Below are 25,629 nucleotides of genomic sequence, written 5' to 3' on the forward strand. Positions count from 1 at the left end.
ATTGTTGTTCCGTATCACTGGCATCAACTGGTTGTACAGGTGCACCGACTGCCTGTCCCTCTTCATCCTCTCCACTGGCTGTTCCTTCCTCAAAGACGAGATCGTCCGGAATCTCCAACAGGGTATCTTCCCCCGCGTCAACAGAGCCATCCGTAAACTCTACATCATCAAATGAAATTAAGCTATCTTGCTGTGCAAATGACGAATTATATAAGGAAAAAGTTAAAATTTGTAAGACTACAAAATACTTAAATAATGAACGCATAGCTTATTTAGATAAGTCGCTAAAATAAAAAAAAGGCAGTAAACTTACCGCCTTATGATTTTTTATATTCGTAAATACTACTTAATTGTGACGTTAAAAGCGTATTCATCTGGAGGTAAACATCTTTCAGCATCACAAGCCATAAATTCCACTGTTCCTTTTATAGTCGCCTGACCTTTGTTTAATTTTACTTTTTGTTGAAAAGTAACTTCTTTCGCATAATAGGTAACATTCATGTCAAAAGCTTTTTCAAATTTTGTCTGCGGTGCAGGAGCAGCAACCTTACCATTTAGGCTGTAATCTTTAGAAGATGCAAATGCAAACGAGGTGGCAATCGGTCCGCCGTCAGGGACATTCATTCCGTATATATGCCACCCTTTATCGATAGTCGCTCGAATAAATACAACAGCTTCTTTATCATTTAATTTTTTAGACGCCACGCTCCATTTTACAGGGTTGTATATTTGGGCTACCGCACCTGCCATGGTAAATAACACAGCGACAATTAGTAAACTTAATTTCTTCATTCTAATAAATTGTTTTTATGAATACTTTCCTTGATATAGGACTATTTCGACCTTGTAAGGTTTAATCTAACCTAATGGAGAAAATATTTCCAAATTTAGGGAGCATATAAGCGATATACAAGTAAATTTTGTAATAAGTTGTAAGCCAGAAGTAATAAAAAAGAATTAAAAGCTTACAACTTAAAGCTGATCTCTTTGAGGTCAAATAACTGCTCTTGTTCGTTGATTAATAATTTTAATTTGCCATTACTTTCGACGCCCTGAATCATGCCTAAAAAGGTTTTCCCTTCAATTTCATAATGTGTGGGGATCCCTTTTCTAAACAGGCATTCATTATAGGCATCCAGAAGCCGCTGTGTATCTTGTAAATCAATACTTTCATAGCATGCCATTATCGTTGAAAGAAGAGATAGCGCGTAATACTCAAGGGATTGCGCTGATACTTTCGGATTTTCGATATAAAGCGAAGTTGCTTTGTCTTGTATCGCTATAGGGAGGGTTGCTTGCTTTATATTGATACCGATACCAATTACGCTTGAACGGATATGAGAACCTGATAGTTGGTTTTCGATCAATACGCCCCCTAACTTCTTATCATTGACATAGATATCATTGGGCCATTTGATCTGTACATTGGGAAGTAGTGTCGATGCCCATCGTTGGATGCCTAGACAAATTAACATATTTAAATTAAACGATTGCTGTATGGAGAAGTCTTTTGGATATAGGGCAAAACTTATGGCCAGTGTTTCGGCGGGCTGGCTAAGCCAAGAATTTCCCCGTTGACCTTTTCCCTTTACTTGGTGTATTGCCATAATGGCAGTTGCTTCGGGAAGTGGCGTAATATTTGACAAAAGTTCTTTCAAATAATCGTTGGTAGACGTTACCTCTTCTAGTACAATTAAATTTTGTCTAAGGTAAAGTCGGGAAAATGTATTATTTTGCAAGGGAAAAATATTTAAAGACATAAATATCGTTCAAAACTAACATTTTTTAATGAATAAAGATACAAAAAAGGAATTGTCGGGTAGACTTGCGGAAGTGGTAGTACACGGCATGCAAGAAAAAAAAGGCAATGATATAGTGCGGATGGATATGAGGAACGTGAATGCCACTTTATCCGATTATTTCGTTATCTGTCATGCGGATTCCGCAACACAAATCAATGCCATAGCAAATAGTGTAGAAGAAGAAGTTTATAAAGCCTTTGGACAGGAACCGTGGCGGAAAGAAGGGCATAATAATGGTGAATGGATCCTGTTGGATTTTGTAGATGTCGTTGTTCATATCTTTAAGACGGAAAAAAGAAGCCATTATGGCATAGAGGATTTGTGGGGCGACGCTCAGGTTGAGACGTACCAAAGTGCGTAAAAGTTTAGAAAGTAAGAGAAATAGATATAATAGATTGTAATGAAGAAAATTCCAAGTAAAAAAGTAACTCCTGTTCCACCCAAATTTAATATGATGTGGTTGTGGATATTGATTATCCTCGGGTTCTTTGGACTGCAGTACTTTTTTAGTAGCGATAAAACCGAAGAGATTACCTATTCAAAGTTTGAGAAGGAAATATTATTGCCTGGCGATGTAGAAAAGCTTGTTGCTTTTAAGAGCAATGACTTGGTTGAGGTTGAGGTATACATAAAAAAAGATAGACTTAAAGAAGATAAGTATAAAAATGTAGCTCCTAGTCCGAATGCCCTGTTGTTATCTCCTGATGTGGGGCCTCAATATACATTTACGGAACCTTCCGCAGAAATTTTGAGTGAGAAGCTGAAAAATTCACAAACGGAATTACCGGAAGGACAAACACGTATTGAGCCACTTTACGAAAACAGATCTAACCCATGGGCGGGTTGGTTTATTTCGTTTATGCTTCCGTTATTAATTATCGTGGCGATATGGATGTTGCTGATGCGCCGTATGGGCGGAGGTGCTGGTACTGGAGGCGGTGCGATTTTCAATATCGGAAAATCTAAAGCCCAACTTTTTGATAAGGAGTCCCAAATAAACATCACGTTTAATGATGTGGCTGGATTGGAAGAGGCGAAGACGGAAGTCATGGAAATCGTGGATTTTCTGAAAAACCCGAAAAAATACACGGATTTAGGAGGTAAAATTCCGAAGGGAGCTTTACTTGTAGGCCCTCCGGGTACAGGTAAAACATTGTTGGCAAAAGCGGTGGCAGGAGAGGCTCAAGTGCCCTTCTTCTCTCTGTCGGGATCAGATTTCGTAGAAATGTTTGTGGGTGTCGGTGCTTCGCGTGTACGGGATTTGTTCAAACAGGCTAAAGAAAAAGCACCTTGTATCATATTTATCGACGAAATCGATGCGATTGGACGTGCCCGTGGTAAAAACTCCGTTATGGGAGGAAATGACGAACGTGAAAATACATTGAATCAATTATTGGTTGAGATGGATGGGTTCGGTACCAATTTAGGCGTCATTCTTTTGGCCGCGACCAACCGCTTAGATGTACTGGATCAAGCATTGTTGCGTCCGGGACGATTTGATAGACAAATTTCTATCGATAAACCAGATTTGATTGGACGTGAGCAAATATTTAATGTGCATTTAAAGCCGTTGAAACTGTCGGAGGAAGTAGATGCAAAAAAACTTTCGGCACAAACACCGGGTTTTGCGGGAGCAGAGATCGCTAACGTGTGTAATGAAGCAGCGTTGATTGCAGCGCGGAAAAATAAAGCCTCTATTTCTATGCAGGATTTCCAAGATGCGATTGACAGGGTGATTGGAGGGCTTGAAAAGAAAAACAAAATTATTTCTCCTGAAGAGAAGAAGATTGTGGCTTATCATGAAGCCGGTCACGCTATTGCTGGTTGGTTTTTGGAGTTTGCTGATCCCTTGGTTAAAGTGTCTATCGTTCCGCGTGGTGTGGCAGCGTTGGGGTATGCGCAGTACTTACCAAAAGAGCAATTTTTATATACCACGGAGCAACTGCTGGATAGCATGTGTATGACGATGGGGGGACGTGTTGCGGAAGATATCACTTTCGGCCGCATCAGTACCGGTGCACAAAATGACTTAGAACGAATCACAAAATTGGCTTATGCAATGACTTCGGTGTATGGTATGAATGATAAAGTGGGAAATGTATCTTTCCGTGATAGCTCGGGAGAAACGCAATTCCATAAACCATATTCCGATCAAACGGCGGAGTTGATTGACCAAGAGGTAAGAAACTTAATTAATGCGGTATATGATCGGACCAAACAGCTTCTATTGGATAAACAAGATGGTCTCATCAAAATCGCAGAGAAGCTGTTGGAGAAAGAAATTCTGTTTCAAAGTGATTTAGAACAAATTTTGGGGAAACGTCCGTTTGAAAACCGTACTACGTATGACGAGTTTGTAAATGGTGGAGTTGACGGAGGTGGTGTTCCACAAACTGATCTGCCGTTGGATCTTCCACAGGACAGTAATAACAACGATACAAAGTCAGAAGAGTAGGGCGGCGGGTTGCGTACATGAACATTCGAAATACCACGGCTAAAGAACGGATGCTAAAGAAGATTCGTCAAGCTTTGTTACAGAAGCGTGAGAATCCACATGCTGACTTTGAAGATTCTCCACTTTATAAAGATGAGGAAGAACCATTGGATGTCACCTTTGCACGGGAATTTACACAAGTTGCAGGTAATTTTATCTACTGCGATGGTGAAATCTCGCTTATTGAAAACTTGATACTGTTAGCTGAGAAACTGGAAATAAAAAAGATTTTAGCCTGGGAACTTGAAATACAGAAGCTGTTAGGACAATATGGTTTCCCGATTTATACAACCGATCAGCAACTTGAAGCTGCAGACGCAGGAATTACAACATGTGAAGCTCTTATCGCGCGCAACGGAAGCATCATGTTAACCAATGGAAATGAGGCTGGTCGCCGGCTAAGTATCTATCCGCCTATTCACATTGTGGTCGCCAAAGCCTCCCAATTAGTTATGGATATTAAACATGGATTACAGCGCGTGAAAGAAAAATATGGCGATAAGATCCCTTCTATGGTTTCAACGATTACCGGACCCAGCCGGACAGCAGACATGGAGAAAATGTTGGTGTTAGGTGCACATGGTCCAAAAGAACTATACGTCTTTTTGATAGAAGACAGATTTTAACCTACAGACTTTATGTTATACTACCTTTACGCTACTCCTGTCGCCTCTGTGATTTTTGTCTTGACAATAGGATTGAGCTTATATGTTTTTTCCAATCCGCAATGGTATACAAAGTTAATGCTGCATCCATATACGGTTCATAGAGATAAGTCAAAATGGTATATGATTTTTACAAGTGGCTTAATTCATAAGGATTGGATGCATCTTATTTTTAATATGATGACTTTCTACTATTTTGGGTTTGGTCTGGAGAGTATGTTTGTTCAATTTAGTGGTGCAATGGGGCATGTGCTTTTTGCAGGGCTTTATCTGGTTAGTTTAATCCTTAGCGATATACCCACATTGATTCGACAAAAAAACAATCCTAGTTATTATAGTTTAGGTGCGTCGGGTGCTATTTGTGCCGTACTCTTCAGCTTTATCATGTTTCAGCCGAAGGCTATGCTTGGACTCTTTATGGTTATCCCGATACCGGCTTATTTGTTTGCTTTCCTATTTCTAGGGTATTGTATCTGGGCTTCTAAAAAGGCGTACGATAATGTCAATCATGATGCCCATTTATTTGGTGCGCTTGCGGGCATAGGGTTGACGATATTGCTTTACCCTTGGTCCATTAGCCATCTTATCAGTCAGTTTTTTTAGGTCTCATTACCCTGCCCAGTTTTCTCGATCCAAACTTCTAAAATGGATAGCTTCTGCTAGGTGTCGGGTTTCAATTTCTTCTGAGCCGTCCATATCGGCTATAGTACGTGATACTTTTAATATACGGTCGTACGCTCGTGCAGAAAGCCCAAGTCGTTCCATTGCGGTTTGTAAGAGCTGCTTGCCCGAGCGATTGACTTGACATATTTGCCGTACGGTGGGCGTATTCATTTGAGCGTTATTGTGAATATCAGCGAAGTTGACGAAGCGTTTCGCTTGAATTTTACGCGCTTGTATGACTCTTTCCCGGATAATTTCGCTTTTCTCGGCATTTTTCACACTAGAAAGTTCGTTAAAGTCGACGGGAGTTACTTCGACGTGTAAATCGATACGATCCAATAGGGGGCCTGATATTCTACTAAGATAGCGGTGTACGACAGCGCTCCCACAGATACATTCTTTTTCTGGATGGTTATAATATCCACATGGGCACGGATTCATAGCAGCAATCAGCATAAAGCTCGCCGGGTAATCGACTGAAAACTTGGCGCGTGAAATCGTAATGCTACGGGATTCTAATGGCTGCCGCATGACTTCTAAGACAGATCTCTTGAATTCGGGTAACTCATCCAAAAACAACACGCCGTGATGAGCGAGTGAAATTTCACCCGGCTGCGGCGAGGAACCACCACCAACAAGAGCAACATCAGACGTTGTATGGTGTGGAGCCCGAAAAGGACGGACGGTCATCAGCGAAGAGAGGGCGCTAAGCTGTCCCGCGACGGAATGTATTTTGGTGGTTTCAAGCGATTCATCTAAATGAAGTGGAGGGAGAATGGTGGGAAGACGCTTGGCTAGCATGGTTTTACCCGCTCCTGGAGGGCCGATTAGAATAACATTATGTCCACCCGCTGCGGCGATTTCTAACGCCCTTTTTATATTCTCCTGCCCTTTTACATCAGCGAAATCTACTTCATAATTATTTATATGATGTAGAAATTCATCTTCAATGTCAATTCGAATTTGTTGTAGCTTTTGTTGTTCGTTAAAAAAATGAATGACATCTTGTAAGTTGCTCGCCGCCAATACGTCTAAGTCTTGAACGACCGCAGCCTCCCGGGCATTTGCTATTGGTAAAATAATACCTTTTAGGCCATCCTGTTTAGCCTGCAGAGCTACTGGCAGAGCTCCTTTGACGGGTTGAATATTGCCATCCAAGGATAATTCTCCCAGCATAATATAATCTGTAAGCAAGGGCTCGTGTATTTGGCCCGACGCCGCCAAAATGCCTAACGCGATAGATAAATCGTAGGCGGAACCTCCTTTGCGTATATCTGCAGGAGCCAGATTGACGACTATCTTTTGACGAGGCATACGGTATCCCGCGGACACAATCGCACTTTCAATACGGTGCAGGCTTTCCTTGATAGTGCTGTCGGGTAGTCCAACAATATGGTAGTGTATACCAGGACAAACAAGAGTTTCGACAGTAACAGTGGTTGCATTTATGCCGTATACCGCACTACTAAAGGTTTTGACGAGCATAGCTGTATGTTAGAATGGTTTCCTAAAAGTAGCTAAAGAAAACGGGAAAACAAAAAAGGTTGGTGGTATGTTACTTTTTAGCAAGATTTTTGTTTTCTTTTTTGAATGGAAGCCGAAGCCCAAAATACTTTTGTATTTTTAAAACGATTAAGAAGATTATTTGTTAATTCTATAACTTAATTAATCTTCAATCCGGTAATGGAGAATTATTTAAATGACAAAAAATATGAATGAGAACAGTAAAATAGTAACTGCGTTATTAGCAGGGTTAGCAGCGGGAGCAGTAGTAGGATTATTGTTTGCTCCCGATAAAGGATCAGAAACAAGGGATAAGATAAATGAGTCATTGTCTGATTTAGGCGATGCAATCAAGGAGCGCGCGGAGGAACAATTTGATCAACTTAGTGAACTTAAAGACAGGCTAGTAAGTTTGGTGAAGTCAAAAGTTTCCAATGTTGAGGACATCGTAGATGATGAAATAGAAGAACACGCTTAACAAAACGCAGTAGAGGCAAAGCATCCTGCGTCTCTACTGCGTACCATAAAAAATAGACATTTGATGGAAGAGGAAAAATTTTCACTTAGTGGTACCTTTCAAAAAGGTAAGGAATACGTAGATACTCAAATTAAGTTATTGCAACTCAAAGGGCTAGCTAAAGGCTCGCGAATAATTGCCTCTTTGGCCTTGGATGTTGTTAGGATCGTATTTACTTTATTCATCGTTTTTTTCTGTTCGTTGGCGTTAGGTTTTTATCTTGGCGAAGTGCTGGATAGCAATGCATTAGGCTTTTTATTGACAGGCGTTATATTTTTTGTGCTTGTATTGCTTATTCGTGCTTTTGAACCTGGACTGGAAAAGATATTTATGAATCTGACTATTCGTAAGGTGGCAGGAAAATGGCAAGGAGAAGAGGATGAGGATATTATAGAAGAGAAAATCAAATCAAGCGTAAATGAAGAATTCACCGAAAATAAATAACTTACATGATTTACAAGCAGAGATCGCTCGGCTCAATTTAAGACGGAGGGAGCAGGAAGCCTATTTGACAGATCAATATAATCTGTTGAAAATAAAGATAAGTGCACCGATCCGATTTTTTCGACTTGTCACTTCTCATGTACCGGGAGTAAATCTAGTAAAAGATCTTACATCAAGTATCAGTAAAGCTGCGCAGCGTAAAGACGCAGATTGGTTGACAAGGGTTTTACAATTGGGTGCACCCATCGTGTTGAATTCAACTGTACTTAAAAGAGCTGGTTGGTTTAAAAAGGCTATGGTTTTATTAGCTTCAGAAACTGCTATTGGGCAGGTTAATCAAGATAAAATTAGTGGTTTAGTAAGTAAAATAACCTCTTTTATAAAGCCTAAAAAGAAAAAGAAGAAGAAAAAAATAGATGCTGAAATAGAAAAAATAGCGGTTATGGAACAGCAAGCTGCTATTTTAGAAGATGAACGTTTTACCGATAAAACTTAATAATTAAATTTCCTTTTTTTTAAAATCTTCATAAGCTAAGGCAATACCCTCGCGTAGAGATGTTTTGTGCCGCCAACCTAAGGCATGTAGTTTGTTAACATCCATTAATTTGCGGGGGGTGCCGTCTGGCTTACTTGTATCGAAGCGGAGTTCGCCATGATATCCTACGATCTCACGCACGAGATAAGCAAGATCGCGTATACTCATATCCTCACCAACACCTACGTTAATAAATTGTTCCTCGTCATAGTTTTGCATTAGAAAAACGCAGGCCTCGCCTAAGTCGTCTGCATATAGAAATTCCCGAAGAGGCGAACCAGTTCCCCAGATACTCACTTCGCTTGATCCTACTATCTTCGCCTCATGGAAACGACGGATTAGAGCAGGCAATACATGGGAGTTTTGGGGATGGTAGTTGTCATTAATACCATATAGATTGGTGGGCATTGCCGAGATGAAATTGCATCCATATTGCGAACGATAGGCTTCACACATTTTAATTCCAGCAATCTTTGCAATGGCATAAGGCTCGTTGGTAGGTTCCAATGTGCCCGTCAATAAATAATCCTCTTGGAGAGGCTGTGGGGCAAGTTTTGGATAAATACAGCTGGAGCCTAAGAATAATAGTTTTTTGATATTTCGAATATACGCCTGATGGATTACGTTTGTTTGGATCATGAGGTTCTCGTAGAGAAAATCGGCGCGATAGGTGTTGTTTGCGACAATACCGCCGACTTTTGCCGCCGCTAAGAATACATATTCCGGTTGTTCTTCAGCGAAAAAGTCTGCCACCGCAGATTGGTTTCGTAAATCGAGCTCTTTTGAGGTGCGTTTGATAAGGCGATGGTATCCTTCTTTTTCTAATGCTCTGACAATCGCTGAACCCACCATTCCGCGATGACCCGCAACAAATATTTTGGCTTCTTTTTCCACGTTAAACTATTGATTCCTGCAAATATAAGATTATTTTTGCGGACAAATTATTAGAAATGGGTAAGGATAAGTTACGGAGATTTGCCGAAGTGGCCACATTTAAGAATGTTATTCAATTGGATGCCGGAAAAGACTATAAAGGAAAATGGGCAACGAAGTTCTTTGCAAATAATAACCCTGTTGTATTGGAACTTGCATGTGGCAAGGGTGAATATACCGTTAACTTAGCGAAAATGTTTCCCCATATCAATTTTATAGGTATCGATTATAAAGGGAACCGAATCTGGAGAGGGGCGAAAACAGCTTTGGAAGAGAGAATTGATAACGTGGGTTTTCTACGGATTCAGATTGAAACTATATTGGAATATTTTGCAGAAAGCGAAATAGCGGAAATATGGATTACTTTTCCGGATCCACAGCCACAAGATAGCCGCGAGAAAAAGCGCTTGACTAATCCTACGTTTTTGGAAAAGTATAAAACAATTCTGGAAGATGATGGTATTATGCATCTGAAAACGGACAACGACGGCTTCTATGCTTATACCTTAGAACAGATTACGTTGTTAAATCTTCCTAAAGTAAAAGAAACCGCTGATTTGTACCACTCAGATATAGTTGACGATGTGCTTTCCATCAAAACATACTATGAACGCAAGTATCTCGCAGATAATAAAAACATTAATTATGTACAGTGGCGGTTTTAAGTGTTATCGATCCCTAAACGTGTAATAATAGTCCTTAATTACTACATCAATAAATTCTTCGGGGCGCATCTGTGGTTTGACGTCCAGAAGTTCTACAAGTTTATTGCTTAGTGCTAGTATGATATTATAATCTTTACGTTCATATCCCTTTTTGTATATATCTTTAATGGTATTGGCATCTTTATCGGACAAACGCATTACTTGTGGAAAGGTAACTGTATATTCTTGTGTAATCTCTGCAAATAGCGTTTGTTGCAGTGCCATATTTTGTTTAATGCTAATGACAGTCGTGTCGGCAGCAATATCACCAATCCGTTGTGCATGCTTTGTGGCGATGATACTGCTGATCCCCAAAGCACCTGCGCATAAAAAGATATCCACGATAGAACATATCCAACGGATAAAATATTGATATACCGATGCGCGTGTGCCGTCAACCTTTACAACTTTCGTACGCATAATCATTTTTCCGATGGTCTGTCCGTTAAAAAAGGTCTCCATGAGAAAAGGATAAAAAAAAGCAGGAAGCAAAATAAGCATATAAACACCTGTTGTCAACCAAGGATCACTGGTATTAAAAAGGCCAAGTCTGGAGACCATGTAATAGACCATGATGGCATAACACGTAATAATGAAATAGTCAATTGCAAACGCGATGATACGGGAACCAAGCGAAGCCAAGTTGTATTCAAATTTTACGTTCTGTGGCGTATTAATAGAGAGTTTGTGCATTTTATTAAAACGTTAATATTTCCTATATTAGCTTCGAGTAGGTGCTACTTTTAGCTTCTCCTATTTACTTTGTTTATTTTATTTAAATATAGAAAATTAGAAAGATATAATGAGAGAAGCATCCTTTATTGAACGAAATAAAGAAAAATGGATCCTGATTGAAAATAATTTGAGAAATAAGATCAATGTAGATCCCGATATCCTAGCCTCCGATTATATTGAATTAACTAACGATCTGGCGTATGCACAGACATTTTATCCGCGATCAAAGACAAAAGATTATCTGAATGAGCTGGCGATACTGGCCCATCAGCAATTGTATCGCGATCAGAAATCATCGGAGAACCAGTTCAAGCGTTTTGTACAGCAGGAGATTCCAGAAGCAATATGGCAGTTGCGCCGTCCGCTGCTCTATTCTTTACTGATTTTCTGCCTAGCTATCGCTATCGGATTTATTTCAGCTCAATACGACTTGGATTTCGTACGTTTAATTTTAGGCGATTATTACGTAGACATGAGCATAGCGAACATCGAAGATGGAAACCCTGCCGGCGTTTATCAAGGAGGGAGTGAGGTAGGCTCCGCTTTGGCGATCACGATTAATAATGTTCGGGTCGCTTTCCTGGCTTTTGTACTAGGCGTATTTTACAGTATAGGCACAGGTTATATCTTATTCAGTAACGGCATCATGGTCGGCGCTTTTCATCATTTATTTTTTCGATACGGCGTGATGCAGGAAGCCATGTCGGCTATTTGGATTCACGGAGCTATTGAACTGTCGGTAATTGTCATTGCTGGGGGGTGCGGTCTTGCTATCGGAAACAGTATATTGTTCCCGAAATCCTATACAAGGCTTGAATCGTTCAAAAGAGCGATGAAAACCGCTTCCAAGGTCTTAATAAGTACTGTTCCGTTCTTTATAGTAGCGGGCTTTTTAGAGGGCTTTGTGACAAGACATTATCAGGTCTCTATTTGGTTATGTATTAGTATCATTATCGCCTCGTTTATGGCTATTATCTATTTCTATATAATCAAACCTTATCAACTGGCAAGAATTAACGGATGGAAATAGACTTCGAATTTCGGAAAGAACGAAAACTTAGTGAAATTGTCCAAGATTTCATTAACCTCTTGCGACTGGTGTTACGGCATTTCTTTCAAACTATCTTGAAACTTGCTATTGTCCCATTATGTCTCATGTTGATTCTTATCTATTACGGAACGACCAAGATTAATTTAACGACAACTCAAAGCTGGACAGAATCGTTGGATTTGGTATTTATTGCGATTGCGGCGTTATTTACACTTTTGGTGGTAAGTATGGTATTCTTTGGGCTAGCCATTGAATATTTTATCTTGCTGAAGAATAAGAGGGGAACTGATTTCAATTCTAATGACGTTTGGCGGGCTTTTGTAGCGAACCTAGGCAAATATTTTAAATTTTTACTTGTCAGTATTATAGCTTCCGTTATTCTGTTTATCCCCATTATGTTCGCTATGATTATCCTGATGTTTATTCCGCTGGTCGGAAGTTTTGCCGTTGGAATTTTGGGTGCTTTTCTAGGCGTTTGGTTCTTTTGCGCATTTTTGTTTTATCGGGAGGGATATATGCCAGCCAGCAATGCCATACAACAAAGCTTTTCTATCTTAAAGAAGAAAATTATCGATTATAGTGTTTCCGCTTATGTCGTAAGTTTGGTGTTCCAGACACTACTGGTGATGCTCACGTTAATACCATCGCTGATTATCGGGATTATAGCGTATAACACGATTGGATTTGAGACCACATTTTTTGATAGTATAGCTGGCCGCATGTTCACCTCTATTGGCGCTACGTTGCTGGTCTTGCTTTATATCGTGTATTATATGTTTACGGTTTTGGTGTCGGGAATTATTTATGAGACAGCAAAAGAAGTGACATACGGCGAAGACGTCTATGAAAAGATACAAAATTTGGGAAAGGAGGAAGATGGGCAATAGAATTTTGGTAATGTCACTTTTGCTTTGGGGTTTCTTTTATTCTCATGCGCAAGATACTACTGAATCTCTACCTCCGGTGCTGGAAGATAGTGTCTCCATGAAAGCGCAGGAATATACCCCACCGGATTGGGTAGATTATATGGAGAAAGGCTATTACGACACCATTCCCCGTATGAGCCAGATTCCGCAGGTGGATACAGCAACATTTACCAAATTGATTGCACGCTATCAAGGTGAGGAGTTTGATTATGACAAGAATAGTCCCAATCGTATCGGTCTATTCAAGAAAATATTGGATAGGCTAGGGCGAATGTTGGACAATCTATTTCCCGCGAGAGAGTATTTCCAATTTGCCGATGTGGTGTATAAGTTGCTGGCTGTGGTGGCGTTGGTTATTTTTCTTTGGATCATCTATCGCGTGCTATTTTCCGGTAAGCGTTTGTTAGCTACAGATAAAGATGATGAGGATGTGTCTGACGAAGTAAAGTTCGTAGAGAAAAACCTGCTGGATATTGATCTAACTAGTTTTATTGATAAGGCGCAAAAAGACGGTGATTTCGCATTAGCTATACGTTACCTCAATCTTTTGAACATACAATTATTAGCAAAGCGGGAGCTGATCCATTGGAAACACACCAAAACCCATGTGGAGCTTATTGAGGAAATAGAAAACGAGGAATTGAAGAGGGATTTTGCGAGAAATGTAAATATATATAACCGCGTGTGGTACGGAAATGTCGCTATAGACAAAGTTAAATATGAGGAGTATGCACCTTATTTCTTAACCTTTCAATCAAAGTGGCGATGAAGAATTCTGGGAAATTTGGTCTTATGTTACTCGGTATCACCGTCCTGATCATTGCTTTTATTGATTTGGCAAGCGATAAGCAGATCGATTGGTCGAAAACATACGACCAGCGGGATAAAATTCCTTATGGTTTATATGTAACGCGGGAAGAATTGCCCGAAATTTTGGAAAAACAGGTACAGATAGAAGATTTCACATCGACAAACTATGATTTTCTAAAAACATTTTTACCGGAGAAAGAACAAAGTAGTTTAGTTTATATCGTAAATGGGTTCTACGAAGGTAAAGAGGTGACGGGCGAACTACTGAAATTTGTAGAAAGGGGAGGAGAAGTTTTTATTTCTGCCAATGGTTTTCCGCTTTACTTACTTGATACGTTGGGGATAAAGCAACAATATCACTATCCCCACAATTTTAATGAGGTCATAAATGTGGAGGATCGTCCCTTCTCGTTGGTGGATGGCAAGACAGCCCATTATAAGGATTTGGACTATCCCGGGTTGTTCTGCGATTTGGATACGGTTAATACGCGTATAATCGGTTATTATGACGTGGAAGACAGGGAAATACCTAATTTTATCGAGTTAAAAAGAGGAAAAGGCCGCTTTCTATTGCATCTGGAACCGTTGATGTTTACGAATTACTACATGTTAAAAGAGGAGAACTTTATATACGGAGCGGCTGTATTGAAATTGCTTTCCAATAAGGAGGTCTATTGGTTTGATAGTACCTTTAAAGGAACGATGGAAGCAAAAACACCCTTACGTGTATTGTTGCAAAACGACGGATTGCGTCAGGCATGGTATATTTTACTTTTTGGGCTTATTCTGTTTTTATTGTTCAAAAGTAAACGGGAACAAAAGGCTGTCCATGTCGTGGAACCAGAACCAAATCTATCCAAAGAATTTGCACGTACAATCGCTACTTTATATTATGAAAGTGGGAATCCGGGTAATCTTATACAAAAGAAAGTAGAATATTTTCTATATGATATAAGGACACATTTCCAACTGGATATTCTGCAGTTGGAGGATGAAGTTTTTGCAAAGCAATTGTCGCTTAAAACCGGTGTCCCGCTGGAGGAGTGTGAAAATTTGATAAGGCTACTTCTGAGATATAGAAAAGTACGTACGTCGACGGATGCCGAATTGGTAGAGTTAAATAAAAAAATAGAAGATTTTAAACATAAAGCGAATATGCTATGAGTGAACTAGGAAATAAATACGAGCCCAGTTTTGAAAACAGAATAGACCTGACCGAGCTAAGAGAGAAGATGGGAGGAGTGAAGCAGGAGGTTAAGAAAGTTATTATAGGTCAAGACGAGGTCATCCATAAACTTTTGATTGCTATTCTGGCAACAGGGCATTCGCTTATAGAAGGAATGCCGGGTGTCGCAAAAACATTAACAGCAAAGTTGATAGCAAAGGCAGTGAAGGGTGAATTTAGACGTATCCAGTTTACCCCCGATTTAATGCCTTCAGATGTTACGGGGTCTTCTGTGCTAGATTTGAAGACCAACGAATTTGAATTTAAGAAAGGTCCAATTTTTGGGAATATCGTCTTGATTGACGAAATAAACCGTGCCCCGGCAAAAACGCAATCCTCTTTGTTCGAGTGTATGTCCGAGCGACAGGTTACGGTGGATGGTATCACCTATCCCGTACCAACACCGTTCGTAGTATTTGCTACACAGAATCCTATAGAGCACGAAGGAACCTATCGCTTGCCTGAAGCCCAATTGGATCGTTTTCTCTTCAAGATTAATGTAGATTATCCTGCAATTGAACAGGAGTTGGATATATTGCGTGAGCATCATGCACAAAAAGCAAATAATAAGGAAGATTTAGTGTCCCCTGTATTGGGTATCGACGAGTTGATCCGCTTTCAACAGTTGATCAAGTCTATTTATGTACATGAAGACGTGTTGAGTTATATCACACAAGTCGTTTATCATACGCGTTCAAACCCGAACCTTACATTGGGCGCTTCGCCGCGTGCTTCGATTGCCTTGTTGGAAGCTTCAAAAGCAAGTGCGGCACTTCAAGGAAGGGACTTTATTACGCCGGATGATGTGAAGTATGTCGCTCCGGCTATATTGGGTCACCGCGTGCTATTGACTCCAGAGAAGGAAATGGAAGGATTCACAAGTGATTATATCATCAAACAAATTGTAGACAGTATCGAAATTCCGAGATAATGCGTTTTATCCGTAGTCTGTATGTGACCAATAAATTCTTCTATGCGCTACTCTTATTAGCGACATGCTTTGTGTTGTCTTTTTTTATTAAAGTGTTATTTTCTTTTGTGATTGCGCTTCTTTGGCTGTTTATGGCGGCATGTGCATGGGATATGCTGTTTCTTTACTATCAAAAAAGTAAAATAATTATACAGCGAAATTATCCGGAGAAGCTATCGAATGGTGATGAGAATGATATGGAGATTCAGTTGACCAGTAGTTATCCTGCCAAAGTCCGTATCCGCCTGTTGGAAGAGTTCCCGATACAGCTGCAACTGCGGAATGTTGAATTGGAATCGGATATTTTACCGCGGGAAACCAAAGTTACCAATTATCAAATCCGTCCAACCTCCCGGGGCGTATATGCTTTTGGGAGATGTCACGCTTTAGTTCAGAGACTTGGTTTGTTTGCAAGGAAGTTCACGTTGAATGAGCCGCTCGAACTGGCTTGCTACGCCTCTTTTATCCAAATGCGGAAATATCAATTATTGGCCACGACGGATAGGCTAATGGAATTGGGAATTAAGCGTATCCGAAAAATTGGGGCTACATTGGAATTTGATCATATACGGGAATACGTTCGAGGAGATGAATATCGTCATCTCAACTGGAAAGCAACGGCCAAGCATAAGAAACTATTGGTTAACCAATATCAGGAAGAAAAATCACAACCTATTTACGCACTCATAGATGCTGGTAGAGTAATGCGTATGCCTTTCAATGGTTTGACATTACTGGATTACGCCATTAATTCGACATTGGTTCTGGCGAATGCGGCGATCCTAAAACAGGATCGTGCAGGCATGCTAACATTTTCCAAAACAGTATCCAACCATATTCCCGCGGAGAAGCGTAATAATCAGATGCAACTGATTTCCGAAAAACTCTACAATATAACAACCGCTTTCGAAGAAACGGAGTTTGGTAACCTGTATGCTTTCTGCAATAAACATATCAATAAGCGCTCCTTATTGATGTTGTATACCAATTTCGAGACGATAGATGCGTTGTCACGGCAAATGGCTTATTTGCGTATGCTCGCCAAGACGCATATTGTAGTTGTGGTTGTATTCAAGAATACAGAGTTGATCGATATGGCGAAAGAAGAAGGTAAGAAAACCATTGACGTGTATAACCAAATCATTGCGCAGAAATTTGTATACGAAAAGCATCTGGTTATCCAAGAATTACATAGACAGGGAATCCAGACCATTTATACGTCGCCGGAAAACCTAACCATTAATGCCATCAACAAATATCTGGAAATTAAAGCGAGAGGATTGTTATAAACTATAAGTAGCAGAGCACTTCGCCGTTTCTTCTACTTTGCAAGAGATCAAACGAACGGGATAATCTTTCAATTGTTGCGGCCCGATACGTTCTACTAGATATTGTGCGATGTTTTCGGCTGTAGGATTAAATGGGACGACCACGAGACTTTCGCCAGAAACTTCATGCAATTGAGGCAATAATTCATCTTTCTCCCAAATTAAAAACTTGTGGTCAAAATGTTCTTCCAGCCATTCGCAAAGTGCGGTTTTGATCACAGAGAAATCAACTACCCGACCTACTTCGTCCAATTGGTCAGCAGCCACCGTAAAATGTATACGATAGTTGTGACCGTGTAAAAACCGGCATTTCCCCTCATGTCCAACCACGCGGTGTCCACAAGATATATCATGGTATCTTTCTGCAAGAATCATTATACAAAGATAATATTTACAACAGTTCCATTTGGAATAAATCAGCGATATGTCCTTTTAGTTTGCTTTTAACCTCGTCCATATCCAGTTTGCGTCCAAGTTCGCGCTCCAGCGAGGTAACATCCTTATCGTCTATGCCGCAAGGGATGATATTGCCGAAATAATTGAGGTCTGCATTGACGTTGAAAGCGAACCCATGCATCGTGACCCAGCGGGAGGCACGAACACCCAGTGCACATATTTTACGCGCTTTATCGTTGTCGGCATCCAGCCAGACACCGGTATATCCTTCGTAGCGTCCAGCTTGTATTCCATATTCGCCGCATGTTCGGATAATGGCCTCTTCCAATGTGCGCAGGTAGAGATGGATATCGGTAAAAAAATTATCCAAATCCAATATGGGATATCCTACAATCTGTCCCGGTCCATGATAAGTGATATCCCCACCGCGGTTAATTTTATAAAAGGTCGCATTTTTCTCTTTCAATCCTATTTCATCCAGCAACAAATATTCTTCATGACCACTTTTGCCCAAGGTGTATACGTGAGGATGTTCCGTGAAGATGAGATGATTGGGGGTAGGGTGGGACGTACCATTTATCCGGTTGTCGTTCTTGACTGCCACCGTTCTGGTAAATATTTCTTCCTGACGATCCCACGCATCTTGATAATCGACCAGTCCCCAGTCTATAAAGTGTACCTGTTTGTTCATGTAATATCGCTAATAAAGCAAATTATTATATGGATAGCGTGCCGTATGCATTTTGGAGATGATCTCGTACAACTTCTGCTTGAATTCCTCAACATTGGTTTTCTCCGTGGCAGACAAGAAAATTGCCGGATCGGAGTTTTTTGCCATCCAGGAGTTTCTGAAATCATCAAGTGTAACTTTAATTTCTTCACCGTTCTCGTCGACCTCTACCGGGGGTTTATAAGCATCTATCTTATTGAAAACCGTAATAACGGGCTTATCCAGCGCATCAATGTCTTTTAGCGTTTCGTTCACGGCAGCAATATGGTCTTCAAAGTTAGGATGCGAGATATCAACTACGTGTATAAGTACGTCTGCTTCGCGAACCTCGTCCAGTGTGGATTTAAAGGACTCCACCAAATGGTGTGGCAGTTTGCGGATAAATCCTACCGTATCCGACAGCAGGAAAGGGAGGTTGTCAATAACCACTTTCCGTACCGTTGTATCTAATGTGGCGAACAGCTTATTTTCCATAAGCACATCCGACTTGGAAATCATGTTCAATATGGTGGACTTCCCGACATTGGTATAGCCTACAAGAGCAACGCGTATGAGCTCACCCCGGTTTTTACGCTGGGTTTCATTCTGTTTGTCGATGACCCTTAGTCGTTCTTTCAGCAGCGATATTTTGTTGAGGATAATCCGTCTATCTGTTTCAATCTGGGACTCTCCCGGACCACGCATACCGATACCCCCACGCTGACGTTCCAAGTGTGTCCACATGCGTGTGAGGCGTGGTAACAGATACTGCAATTGTGCCAGCTCTACCTGTGTTTTGGCCTGCGCCGTTTGCGCATGCTTAGCGAAAATATCCAGAATAAGGTTGGAACGATCCAATATTTTACGTTTGAGCTCGCGTTCTACGTTGCGGAGCTGTGAAGGGGATAGTTCATCGTCAAACACAATCATATCAATATCTTCGGCATCCGCATACTGCCGGATTTCTTCCAGCTTACCGGATCCCACGAAAGTGGCGTGTTCAGGCTTAGCTAATTTTTGAGTGAAAACACCTTGTACTTCTCCTCCCGCTGTTTGCACGAGAAATTCCAATTCTTGAAGGTAATCTTTTGCGTTTTGTTCTGAAATGTCTGGTGTTATCACCGAAACAAGTAATGCTGTTTCGGGTTTAAGTGCTGTATCGAATATTTTTGTTTTTCCCATGTATTATTACTTCTCTAATAACTTGTACAAATAGAACAAGCTTACAAAGATAATGGTTTTTGTTCTAACGTAAGGGGCTACCCTTCGATACGGATGAGCTCTTCGTAATTATCATGGAGTTTATGGATCAACCGGCGGTACAGGATTCGATAATAATGTTTCATCAAATAAGTAGTTATTAAAATAATAGGAGTGGAAACAATAATACCAGTAAGGTCACCAGAATGCCTTCTCCTATCGATTTGTGGTCAAAGGCTTTAACAATATGTTGTAATCCTGACCATACGGTATAAACGATAACAAAGTAGATGTTGAATTTGATATAATGATCTACCGCTTGACGGGTTTTCAAGATTGTTTCCAAAAGTGTTCTAGTGTTCGTGTTATTTCTTATTTTTCTATAATGCTTAAAGAAAATGTAGATAAAGAAAAAGATAGTAGCCCTAAAAATAATACCCAGTAGCAGCGAGGTGTATTGTTCGAAAGAAGACGTCTGCTTTTCCTCTATAGGTAATAAAAAAGCGAGTCCTACGCCAACGGACAGCTCAAGAATGCTGATGACAAAAATCCATTTGATAATGGAAGAAGATCGTCGGTGAATCATCTGCTGTAATTCCATTTTGTTAAGTTTTGGGAAACTGTCGTTCCTGTTCCAATGCTGTTTTAATAAATCTAATCCGTCCATTATAACCCACCTTGTTTATTAAGTATGTTTTTTAGTTTTGTTTTTATCCGATTCATTTTTACCCGCGTATTTCCTTCGCTGATGCCGAGGGTGATCGCGATTTCCTCATAATCCTTGTTCTCCAGGTACATATATACAAGCGCCTTTTCAATATCATTGAGCTGTCGGACAGAAGCGTAGAGTACCTTGAGGCGCTCTTCATGTTCTGGATTGTACTCTTCATGACGTAGCTGATACAGGGAGGTGTCCCATTCTACAGTGACTATGTTTTTCTTGTTGTGTCGGTATAAGGAGATAGCGGTATTCAAACAGACCCGATAGGCCCAGATCGAAAATTTAGAATCGCCTTTGAACTTCGGAAAAGATTGCCATAACTGGATGGTCATTTCTTGGAAAAGATCCTTATGCGTTTCATTGTCCTCCGTGTAGAGGGAGCATATTTTATGGAGTATATTCTGGTGTTCCTCCAAGAGGCTGACAAAACAGTGTTCCAATTTTTCGGTCATGATATCTTATATGTCGAAAATGAGAGGAATATGTTACATAAATAGGACGATTTTTTGAGAACATCATATCGCTTGACTGCTTTCACAATGGCGAAAGCGACCGTGACCAGTAGGGAAGGTATGCAATGAGTATCTTTCGCTACTTATTTTTTAGCGTTTGGAGCTCCCTTTCCAAAATAGTCACCTGCTTTTCAAGGGAAGATATCGTTTTTTCCTGAGAGGATATCACGAGCTTAAGGGCATCGATCAGTGTATGTTCGATCTCGTTCACAACGACCGGTTCGTTATAACGCACCTCCTCTTCTCGAACGATCGCATCTTTATGACGGTACATGGATCCTTCTCCGATAATTAACCATGCAGGGTTGATGTCGGAATGTTTGGATAGAATAATAGCTACTGCGTCGGAATTTAATCCGGTATTCTTTTGTATGCCTTTAAAATTAGCATAGGAAAGTCCTAAGTTCTTGAAGAAATCTGTTTTGCTTATTTTCTTACTTTCTGCTATCTGTAATACCCGTTCTTTAATATTCGACATTTTTTTATCTAAAAATTTTAGTAAGATATTTTATTATCTTATATTTGTTCTGTCAATATAGAAAAATATCTAAACACCTTTGTAAACTGATTTATGATGAAAAATACGCAAAAGAAACTAAAAGCAAAACATTTTCGCTACTTAAGCAAAGAGTATGTTAAGGATCCCGACCGTTTTTTGAAAGAAGTCGTCCAGCAATGGGGATTGAATTGGTCCAGTAATTTCAACTACCTTGTCTGTAGCTCTATCTATCCACCTATGCGCACAAATACAGCCTTTGAGTATGGGTTTATGCATCACCAGTTAGATCAGATGATTGAAGTAGCCTATGTGATTCTCGAGAAATCTGCCCTAAAGCCCATCCCAAGCCATCGGCTATTTCAATACCGCTGCAAAGAAATGTTCGAAGCGGAAATTGAAAAAAACAGAATATTTCCAGAGAAAGCACTCCGTACATTCTTTGGGTTTAAAAATCTCAATGAATGGCTTGCCGTGCTGGACGATCTCCTTCGACGTAGAGATTACAGCGAAGATAATATGGATGAATTACCTTTAGATCTGGAATACATTCCCGTACGGGAACTTCTCGTCAAGCTACCCCAGGTTCTGCAGGAGATATATGATAGAGGGGGGGTACAGGAATGTTAATCAGATTTATTCGAATAGTTTCAACAATTCATCTTTACTTAGTGACTTCATGATATTGGTCTCATCCAAAATTAGACCGTCGGCCAATTTCTTCTTATGTTCCTGTAAGGCCAAAATCTTTTCTTCTACACTATCTCTGCACACTATTTTGTATGCATTTACATGCTTATCCTGGCCAATACGATAGCAACGATCGATGGCTTGAGCTTCGGCAGCTGGGTTCCACCACGGATCGAGGATATACACATAATCCGCCGCGGTAAGGTTGAGCCCTGTGCCACCCGCTTTAAGGCTGATCAGAAAAACCCGGCAGCTTTCCTTTTCCTGAAAAGTCTGTACAGCATTTTGCCTTTTATCCTGCGACATTTTCCCGTCAAGATAAGCGAATTCTATTCCTCTCCCTTCGATACGTTCTGCGACCAATTGCAACATCCCCGTAAAAGAAGAAAATAATAATACCTTATGATCTGGTGTTACATCATCCAGAATCTCATCAATATAATCCAACTTGACAGCGTTTTTATCAAATGTCTCTCCCTTTAGCAAATTCGGAGAATTGCAGATCTGCCGCAGTTTGATCAATGCCTCGATAGCTATAAACTTGGATTTTCCAGAATATTCACTTTCTAGGCTGCGCTTTACCTCTCCCTGAAATAACTTCCGGTATTTCTCATACACCTTATGTTGTGCTGGCGGCATATCCATATACAGTATGGTTTCTGTTTTTTCCGGCAGATCCAAAGCCACCTGTTTTTTGGTACGTCGTAAGATAAACGGTTGTATGACCTTCTGGAGGTTACTAAGCGTTTCGTTCATAGTATCAGCATCCGTTCCACCTTTGTATAGCTTATTGAAAGCCCGGTAATTTCCAAAAAATCCGGGATTAACCAAACTCATTTGCGAATAGATATCTTGAATTCCGTTTTCAATTGGTGTTCCCGTCATGGCAATCCGGTATTGCGCATTAACTCGTGATAAACTCTCGAAACGCTTCGAGTTGCGATTTTTCACATTTTGGGATTCATCCATAATCAAGTAAGAAAAGGATTTTTCGGCAAAAAAATCACTATCGGACAAAAGTGTCCCATAGGTGGTCAAGACAGCAACACCTGTGTCAAAGTCGGTCATATCCTGACGAGTAATACCGTAGTAAACAACGGTCTCTCGGTTTGGTGCGAACTTTTGGTATTCATTTTGCCAATTGAATAGGAGGGAATTGGGAACAACCACCAACGACGCAGAAGCAAGTGGATGAACTTGATAATAATGCTCCAAGAGAGTAATAACTTGTAATGTCTTACCCAATCCCATATCATCGGCCAACAAACCACCCCATTGAAATTCGTTGAGAAAGCTCATCCAACTGAATCCGGCAATCTGGTACGGACGCAACGTTGCCTGGACTGTCGAAGGAACCGCTAACTGTGGAATTTCTTCCAGTCTAGCTAGTCGCTCACGACGCTCCCGTATAGTATCGTTCACAATCTTGCTGTCAATCTTCTCCAGTATGGTCTGGAAAGAGAGCATCTGTAACGAATTAAGAATAATATAATCGCCGTCAATTTCCGCGCTTAGAAAGATAGGTCTAAATAGTGCGATATCGGAGGAACGGATAACACCATACTGGTTCTTTCCTAAGTCATATACGGTTGTCGCTTTCGTAATCATATTTTCAAAATCGGCTAGGGGAATGACTTTATTTCGGAATTTGGGCGCAAATAAAATCCTACATTTATTATCCTGAAAATGCACATTTTTCACTTCCCAATGCAAGGGGTGCGGATAATAGGACGATCCCTGTTGAACCGTATCCATTTGCAATTCGATACCTTCCTGCTTGCACCGTTCACAAAAAAGGGACAGCCATTGTGTATGGTCAATCTTATCCATTGGTAAGGAGAACATAATTTCGTGCTGTTGCTCGGACCAAGCTTTATGTTGCTGTTGGAGGAAAGCATAAAATGCTTGTTCGATCTCGGCATGGCGTTGTGCATACACATACTGCCCATCCTCGTTCGTCTTTACCAACATATTGGCAAATGGCGCCAAAGGGTGTTCGCCAAAACGATTATAGCAAACACTTGCTCGAACCACAAGCGTCTCATTCGTGACGTCAATGTCAACGATTCTCTTCGGCTTTTTAGCCTGCACGATAAGATTTGCTCTTTTCCCTTTAAGTACGACTTGCATCGCATACCGTTGGGAAAGCGGAATAAGACTTTCTTCCAAAAACTTCCCTCGATCATGCCCGAAGACAGTTAAGATAAAATCCGACTTCCGTGCCTCCCGGATGACTTTTTCCAGATCAAGATCATCTACGAAAACAACACGGTTCTCCTCGGCGATCATAAAGAAGCAATGATCATCAGACATAAATTGTGGATTTTCTATAGGCTCTTCTTTATAGGAAATGTTGAATGTTAGACGGAGATAGGATGGGTTGTCTTCTAGAGTAATCTGCAGTTTCACGTCTCCATTACTTAAAGATACAGGTATATCCTTTTTGCGATATGTATTTTTTAATTTTGCCCGATAAGGAGAGTATGTATGTCCCCAAAGTTCGGTAAAGCACAACGTTTCATTGTTTTGTAATGACGCGATAAGTGTACGCCATTCCCCTAATATCCCCAGCGCCTTGCTGTGATTATTACGATTGGAATCCCCGTCTAGCGTTATGCCGTTTATTTGATAGTTGTCATCATCGGCAATCTCCAGCATCTTTTTGCAGATCCTTTCTTTAAACAGGTCATGCGGAGACAATAACTCTGGTTCCTCGCCTTCATAAAATAGGTAACTTTTTGACAGATTACGACCTTGTTTGTTTTTTTCCATATAGGGCAAAACATAAGGGAGACCACAGTATAAGCCATCTGTGACAACCAAAAAAGCTACTTCCTCAAATTTTGCCGCAGGGAAATCCATTCCCCGATAAGACGAGGCACGATAAGACCAAGCCTCCTGATCGTATCTTTCTGTGATGCTAAAGTTGTAGATACGGCCGAAAGTGGAATTATTCTGCAATTGCAATTCCAAGGAGTTCCAGTTTGCTTCCAGTTTAATGCTCAGCATCGAACGGAATTTCTGTGATAGAGACAACAGATCTTCATTATATAGACCTTTAAAATAGAAAGGTTTGTGAGATGGTATCTTATCGTAAAACACCGCAGCAGCATGTTCACACAGACCTTCGGCCTGTTTTGCACAACTACATCGAATCGATAGATGTGTTTTGCTCAACGAAAGATACAGCGTATATTTTTCATCGCCTTTTTCCCTAACGGAAACACTGTACTCATCAAAGGCGTAAAAATCATTAAATCTCCCAGAGAATATCGAGTCCTTCACATTTTTCCGTCCTTTATAAAATTGGAGTATGTATTCCTTAGAACATTTAAAGGGTTCTCCATCCTCCCAAGGAATCAAATAAGGTTCCTCAGCTTTGCGTTTGGGCAAAGCCGTAGCTTTTGCCTCCGGTTCAGGGGTCATCAAGTCTTTGTTTTCCATTTTTTAGGCTTTTAAAAAGCATACCTGCGTGGGCACCTTGGGCTCCGAAGGATCTGCCGAACAGGTAGCTTTCTTCTTTCTTGTTTTACTTATTACTATAAGTCCGACAGGAATACCGTACCAGGTACCGTGAGAATACGGCATCCTGCGGACTTT

Annotated in this window: 28 protein-coding genes; 15 read left to right on the top strand and 13 right to left on the bottom strand. The window is 40.5% G+C overall.

Annotated elements, in window-relative coordinates; all coding sequences use genetic code 11:
* The 3 genes from H8B21_RS19995 to H8B21_RS20005 all read right to left on the bottom strand — a co-directional run.
* Nucleotides 1-265: hypothetical protein (locus H8B21_RS19995; RefSeq protein ID WP_190315630.1), on the bottom strand; the 265-nt coding region annotated here is incomplete at its 3' end.
* Nucleotides 266-342: 77 nt separating this feature from the next.
* Entirely contained in the window at nt 343-792 is a 450-nt protein-coding gene (locus H8B21_RS20000; RefSeq protein WP_190315631.1) for a protein-disulfide reductase DsbD N-terminal domain-containing protein, read from the bottom strand.
* A 173-nt stretch (nt 793-965) separates the two neighbouring features.
* A complete protein-coding gene (locus tag H8B21_RS20005; protein WP_190315632.1) occupies nt 966-1,760 on the bottom strand; it encodes a biotin--[acetyl-CoA-carboxylase] ligase in 795 nt (264 codons plus the stop codon).
* 28 nt (nt 1,761-1,788) lie between these two features.
* Here H8B21_RS20005 and rsfS point away from each other — a divergent pair, with 28 nt between their 5' ends.
* The 4 genes from rsfS to H8B21_RS20025 are packed head-to-tail and all read left to right on the top strand — an operon-like array spanning nt 1,789 to nt 5,564.
* Nucleotides 1,789-2,163, top strand: coding sequence for a ribosome silencing factor (gene rsfS, locus H8B21_RS20010; RefSeq protein ID WP_190315633.1), 375 nt, complete (start codon nt 1,789-1,791; stop codon nt 2,161-2,163).
* Between the two features lie 39 nt (nt 2,164-2,202).
* Nucleotides 2,203-4,257: an ATP-dependent zinc metalloprotease FtsH gene (gene ftsH / locus H8B21_RS20015; protein WP_190315634.1), complete on the top strand. Its 2,055-nt coding sequence runs from the start codon at nt 2,203-2,205 to the stop codon at nt 4,255-4,257.
* 17 nt (nt 4,258-4,274) lie between these two features.
* Nucleotides 4,275-4,922 carry a LutC/YkgG family protein gene (locus tag H8B21_RS20020; RefSeq protein WP_190315635.1) on the top strand — a complete coding sequence of 216 codons (648 nt, stop codon included), beginning with the start codon at nt 4,275-4,277 and terminating at the stop codon, nt 4,920-4,922.
* A gap of 12 nt (nt 4,923-4,934) precedes the next feature.
* Entirely contained in the window at nt 4,935-5,564 is a 630-nt protein-coding gene (locus H8B21_RS20025; protein WP_190315636.1) for a rhomboid family intramembrane serine protease, read from the top strand.
* 6 nt (nt 5,565-5,570) lie between these two features.
* Here the strand turns inward: H8B21_RS20025 and H8B21_RS20030 are convergent, their stop codons facing one another.
* Nucleotides 5,571-7,109 carry a YifB family Mg chelatase-like AAA ATPase gene (locus H8B21_RS20030; RefSeq protein ID WP_190315637.1) on the bottom strand — a complete coding sequence of 513 codons (1,539 nt, stop codon included), beginning with the start codon at nt 7,107-7,109 and terminating at the stop codon, nt 5,571-5,573.
* Between the two features lie 226 nt (nt 7,110-7,335).
* Here H8B21_RS20030 and H8B21_RS20035 point away from each other — a divergent pair, with 226 nt between their 5' ends.
* From H8B21_RS20035 to H8B21_RS20045, 3 genes are all read left to right on the top strand, one after another.
* On the top strand, nt 7,336-7,605 hold the full coding sequence (locus H8B21_RS20035; protein ID WP_190315638.1) for a YtxH domain-containing protein: 270 nt from the start codon (nt 7,336-7,338) through the stop codon (nt 7,603-7,605).
* 63 nt (nt 7,606-7,668) lie between these two features.
* Nucleotides 7,669-8,088: a hypothetical protein gene (locus H8B21_RS20040; RefSeq protein ID WP_223815160.1), complete on the top strand. Its 420-nt coding sequence runs from the start codon at nt 7,669-7,671 to the stop codon at nt 8,086-8,088.
* The gene (locus tag H8B21_RS20045; protein ID WP_190315640.1) at nt 8,063-8,584 is read left to right on the top strand and encodes a hypothetical protein; all 522 of its coding nucleotides are present in this window, start codon (nt 8,063-8,065) and stop codon (nt 8,582-8,584) included. The genes H8B21_RS20040 and H8B21_RS20045 overlap by 26 nt, the downstream gene beginning before the upstream one ends.
* 3 nt (nt 8,585-8,587) lie before the next feature.
* Here the strand turns inward: H8B21_RS20045 and fcl are convergent, their stop codons facing one another.
* A complete protein-coding gene (gene fcl, locus H8B21_RS20050; protein ID WP_190315641.1) occupies nt 8,588-9,517 on the bottom strand; it encodes a GDP-L-fucose synthase in 930 nt (309 codons plus the stop codon).
* A gap of 56 nt (nt 9,518-9,573) precedes the next feature.
* On the opposite strand from fcl, the gene trmB reads away from it, so the two are divergent.
* Nucleotides 9,574-10,221 (top strand): tRNA (guanosine(46)-N7)-methyltransferase TrmB, encoded by a 648-nt coding sequence (gene trmB, locus H8B21_RS20055; protein ID WP_190315642.1) that lies wholly within the window; start codon nt 9,574-9,576, stop codon nt 10,219-10,221.
* A 3-nt stretch (nt 10,222-10,224) separates the two neighbouring features.
* Here the strand turns inward: trmB and H8B21_RS20060 are convergent, their stop codons facing one another.
* Nucleotides 10,225-10,953, bottom strand: coding sequence for an RDD family protein (locus tag H8B21_RS20060; RefSeq protein ID WP_190315643.1), 729 nt, complete (start codon nt 10,951-10,953; stop codon nt 10,225-10,227).
* 109 nt (nt 10,954-11,062) lie between these two features.
* On the opposite strand from H8B21_RS20060, the gene H8B21_RS20065 reads away from it, so the two are divergent.
* The 6 genes from H8B21_RS20065 to H8B21_RS20090 are packed head-to-tail and all read left to right on the top strand — an operon-like array spanning nt 11,063 to nt 17,266.
* Entirely contained in the window at nt 11,063-12,025 is a 963-nt protein-coding gene (locus H8B21_RS20065) for a stage II sporulation protein M (protein ID WP_190315644.1), read from the top strand.
* Complete coding sequence (locus H8B21_RS20070) at nt 12,016-12,933, top strand: ABC transporter permease (RefSeq protein WP_190315645.1); 918 nt, start codon at nt 12,016-12,018, stop codon at nt 12,931-12,933. The genes H8B21_RS20065 and H8B21_RS20070 overlap by 10 nt, the downstream gene beginning before the upstream one ends.
* A complete protein-coding gene (locus H8B21_RS20075) occupies nt 12,923-13,741 on the top strand; it encodes a hypothetical protein (protein WP_190315646.1) in 819 nt (272 codons plus the stop codon). The genes H8B21_RS20070 and H8B21_RS20075 overlap by 11 nt, the downstream gene beginning before the upstream one ends.
* Nucleotides 13,738-14,946 carry a DUF4350 domain-containing protein gene (locus H8B21_RS20080; protein WP_190315647.1) on the top strand — a complete coding sequence of 403 codons (1,209 nt, stop codon included), beginning with the start codon at nt 13,738-13,740 and terminating at the stop codon, nt 14,944-14,946. The genes H8B21_RS20075 and H8B21_RS20080 overlap by 4 nt, the downstream gene beginning before the upstream one ends.
* On the top strand, nt 14,943-15,938 hold the full coding sequence (locus tag H8B21_RS20085; protein WP_190315648.1) for an AAA family ATPase: 996 nt from the start codon (nt 14,943-14,945) through the stop codon (nt 15,936-15,938). Before H8B21_RS20080 ends, H8B21_RS20085 begins: the two co-directional genes overlap by 4 nt.
* Nucleotides 15,938-17,266 (top strand): DUF58 domain-containing protein, encoded by a 1,329-nt coding sequence (locus tag H8B21_RS20090; protein ID WP_223815161.1) that lies wholly within the window; start codon nt 15,938-15,940, stop codon nt 17,264-17,266. The genes H8B21_RS20085 and H8B21_RS20090 overlap by 1 nt, the downstream gene beginning before the upstream one ends.
* On the opposite strand, the gene H8B21_RS20095 is transcribed toward H8B21_RS20090, so the two are convergent.
* The 6 genes from H8B21_RS20095 to H8B21_RS20120 form a co-directional block, all read right to left on the bottom strand.
* On the bottom strand, nt 17,261-17,680 hold the full coding sequence (locus H8B21_RS20095) for a 6-pyruvoyl trahydropterin synthase family protein (protein WP_190315649.1): 420 nt from the start codon (nt 17,678-17,680) through the stop codon (nt 17,261-17,263). The two genes, H8B21_RS20090 and H8B21_RS20095, sit on opposite strands and share 6 nt — an antisense overlap.
* Nucleotides 17,681-17,696: 16 nt before the next feature.
* Complete coding sequence (gene lipB, locus H8B21_RS20100; protein ID WP_190315650.1) at nt 17,697-18,392, bottom strand: lipoyl(octanoyl) transferase LipB; 696 nt, start codon at nt 18,390-18,392, stop codon at nt 17,697-17,699.
* Between the two features lie 9 nt (nt 18,393-18,401).
* Nucleotides 18,402-19,592 carry a GTPase HflX gene (gene hflX, locus H8B21_RS20105; RefSeq protein ID WP_190315651.1) on the bottom strand — a complete coding sequence of 397 codons (1,191 nt, stop codon included), beginning with the start codon at nt 19,590-19,592 and terminating at the stop codon, nt 18,402-18,404.
* A 178-nt stretch (nt 19,593-19,770) separates the two neighbouring features.
* Nucleotides 19,771-20,277: a hypothetical protein gene (locus H8B21_RS20110; protein WP_190315652.1), complete on the bottom strand. Its 507-nt coding sequence runs from the start codon at nt 20,275-20,277 to the stop codon at nt 19,771-19,773.
* Nucleotides 20,277-20,783, bottom strand: a complete 507-nt coding sequence (locus H8B21_RS20115; RefSeq protein ID WP_190315653.1) for an RNA polymerase sigma factor — start codon at nt 20,781-20,783, stop codon at nt 20,277-20,279. Before H8B21_RS20115 ends, H8B21_RS20110 begins: the two co-directional genes overlap by 1 nt.
* Nucleotides 20,784-20,922: 139 nt before the next feature.
* Nucleotides 20,923-21,321, bottom strand: a complete 399-nt coding sequence (locus H8B21_RS20120; RefSeq protein ID WP_190315654.1) for a hypothetical protein — start codon at nt 21,319-21,321, stop codon at nt 20,923-20,925.
* Between the two features lie 93 nt (nt 21,322-21,414).
* Between H8B21_RS20120 and H8B21_RS20125 the strand changes: the two genes are divergently transcribed.
* The gene (locus H8B21_RS20125) at nt 21,415-21,969 is read left to right on the top strand and encodes a hypothetical protein (protein ID WP_190315655.1); all 555 of its coding nucleotides are present in this window, start codon (nt 21,415-21,417) and stop codon (nt 21,967-21,969) included.
* A gap of 6 nt (nt 21,970-21,975) precedes the next feature.
* Here H8B21_RS20125 and H8B21_RS20130 read toward each other — a convergent pair whose 3' ends face one another.
* Nucleotides 21,976-25,473: a DEAD/DEAH box helicase gene (locus H8B21_RS20130; RefSeq protein WP_190315656.1), complete on the bottom strand. Its 3,498-nt coding sequence runs from the start codon at nt 25,471-25,473 to the stop codon at nt 21,976-21,978.
* Nucleotides 25,474-25,629: the final 156 nt, after the last annotated feature.

Origin of the sequence: Sphingobacterium chuzhouense (assembly GCF_014692525.1) — a bacterium.
Classification (GTDB): Bacteria; Bacteroidota; Bacteroidia; order Sphingobacteriales; family Sphingobacteriaceae; genus Sphingobacterium; species Sphingobacterium chuzhouense.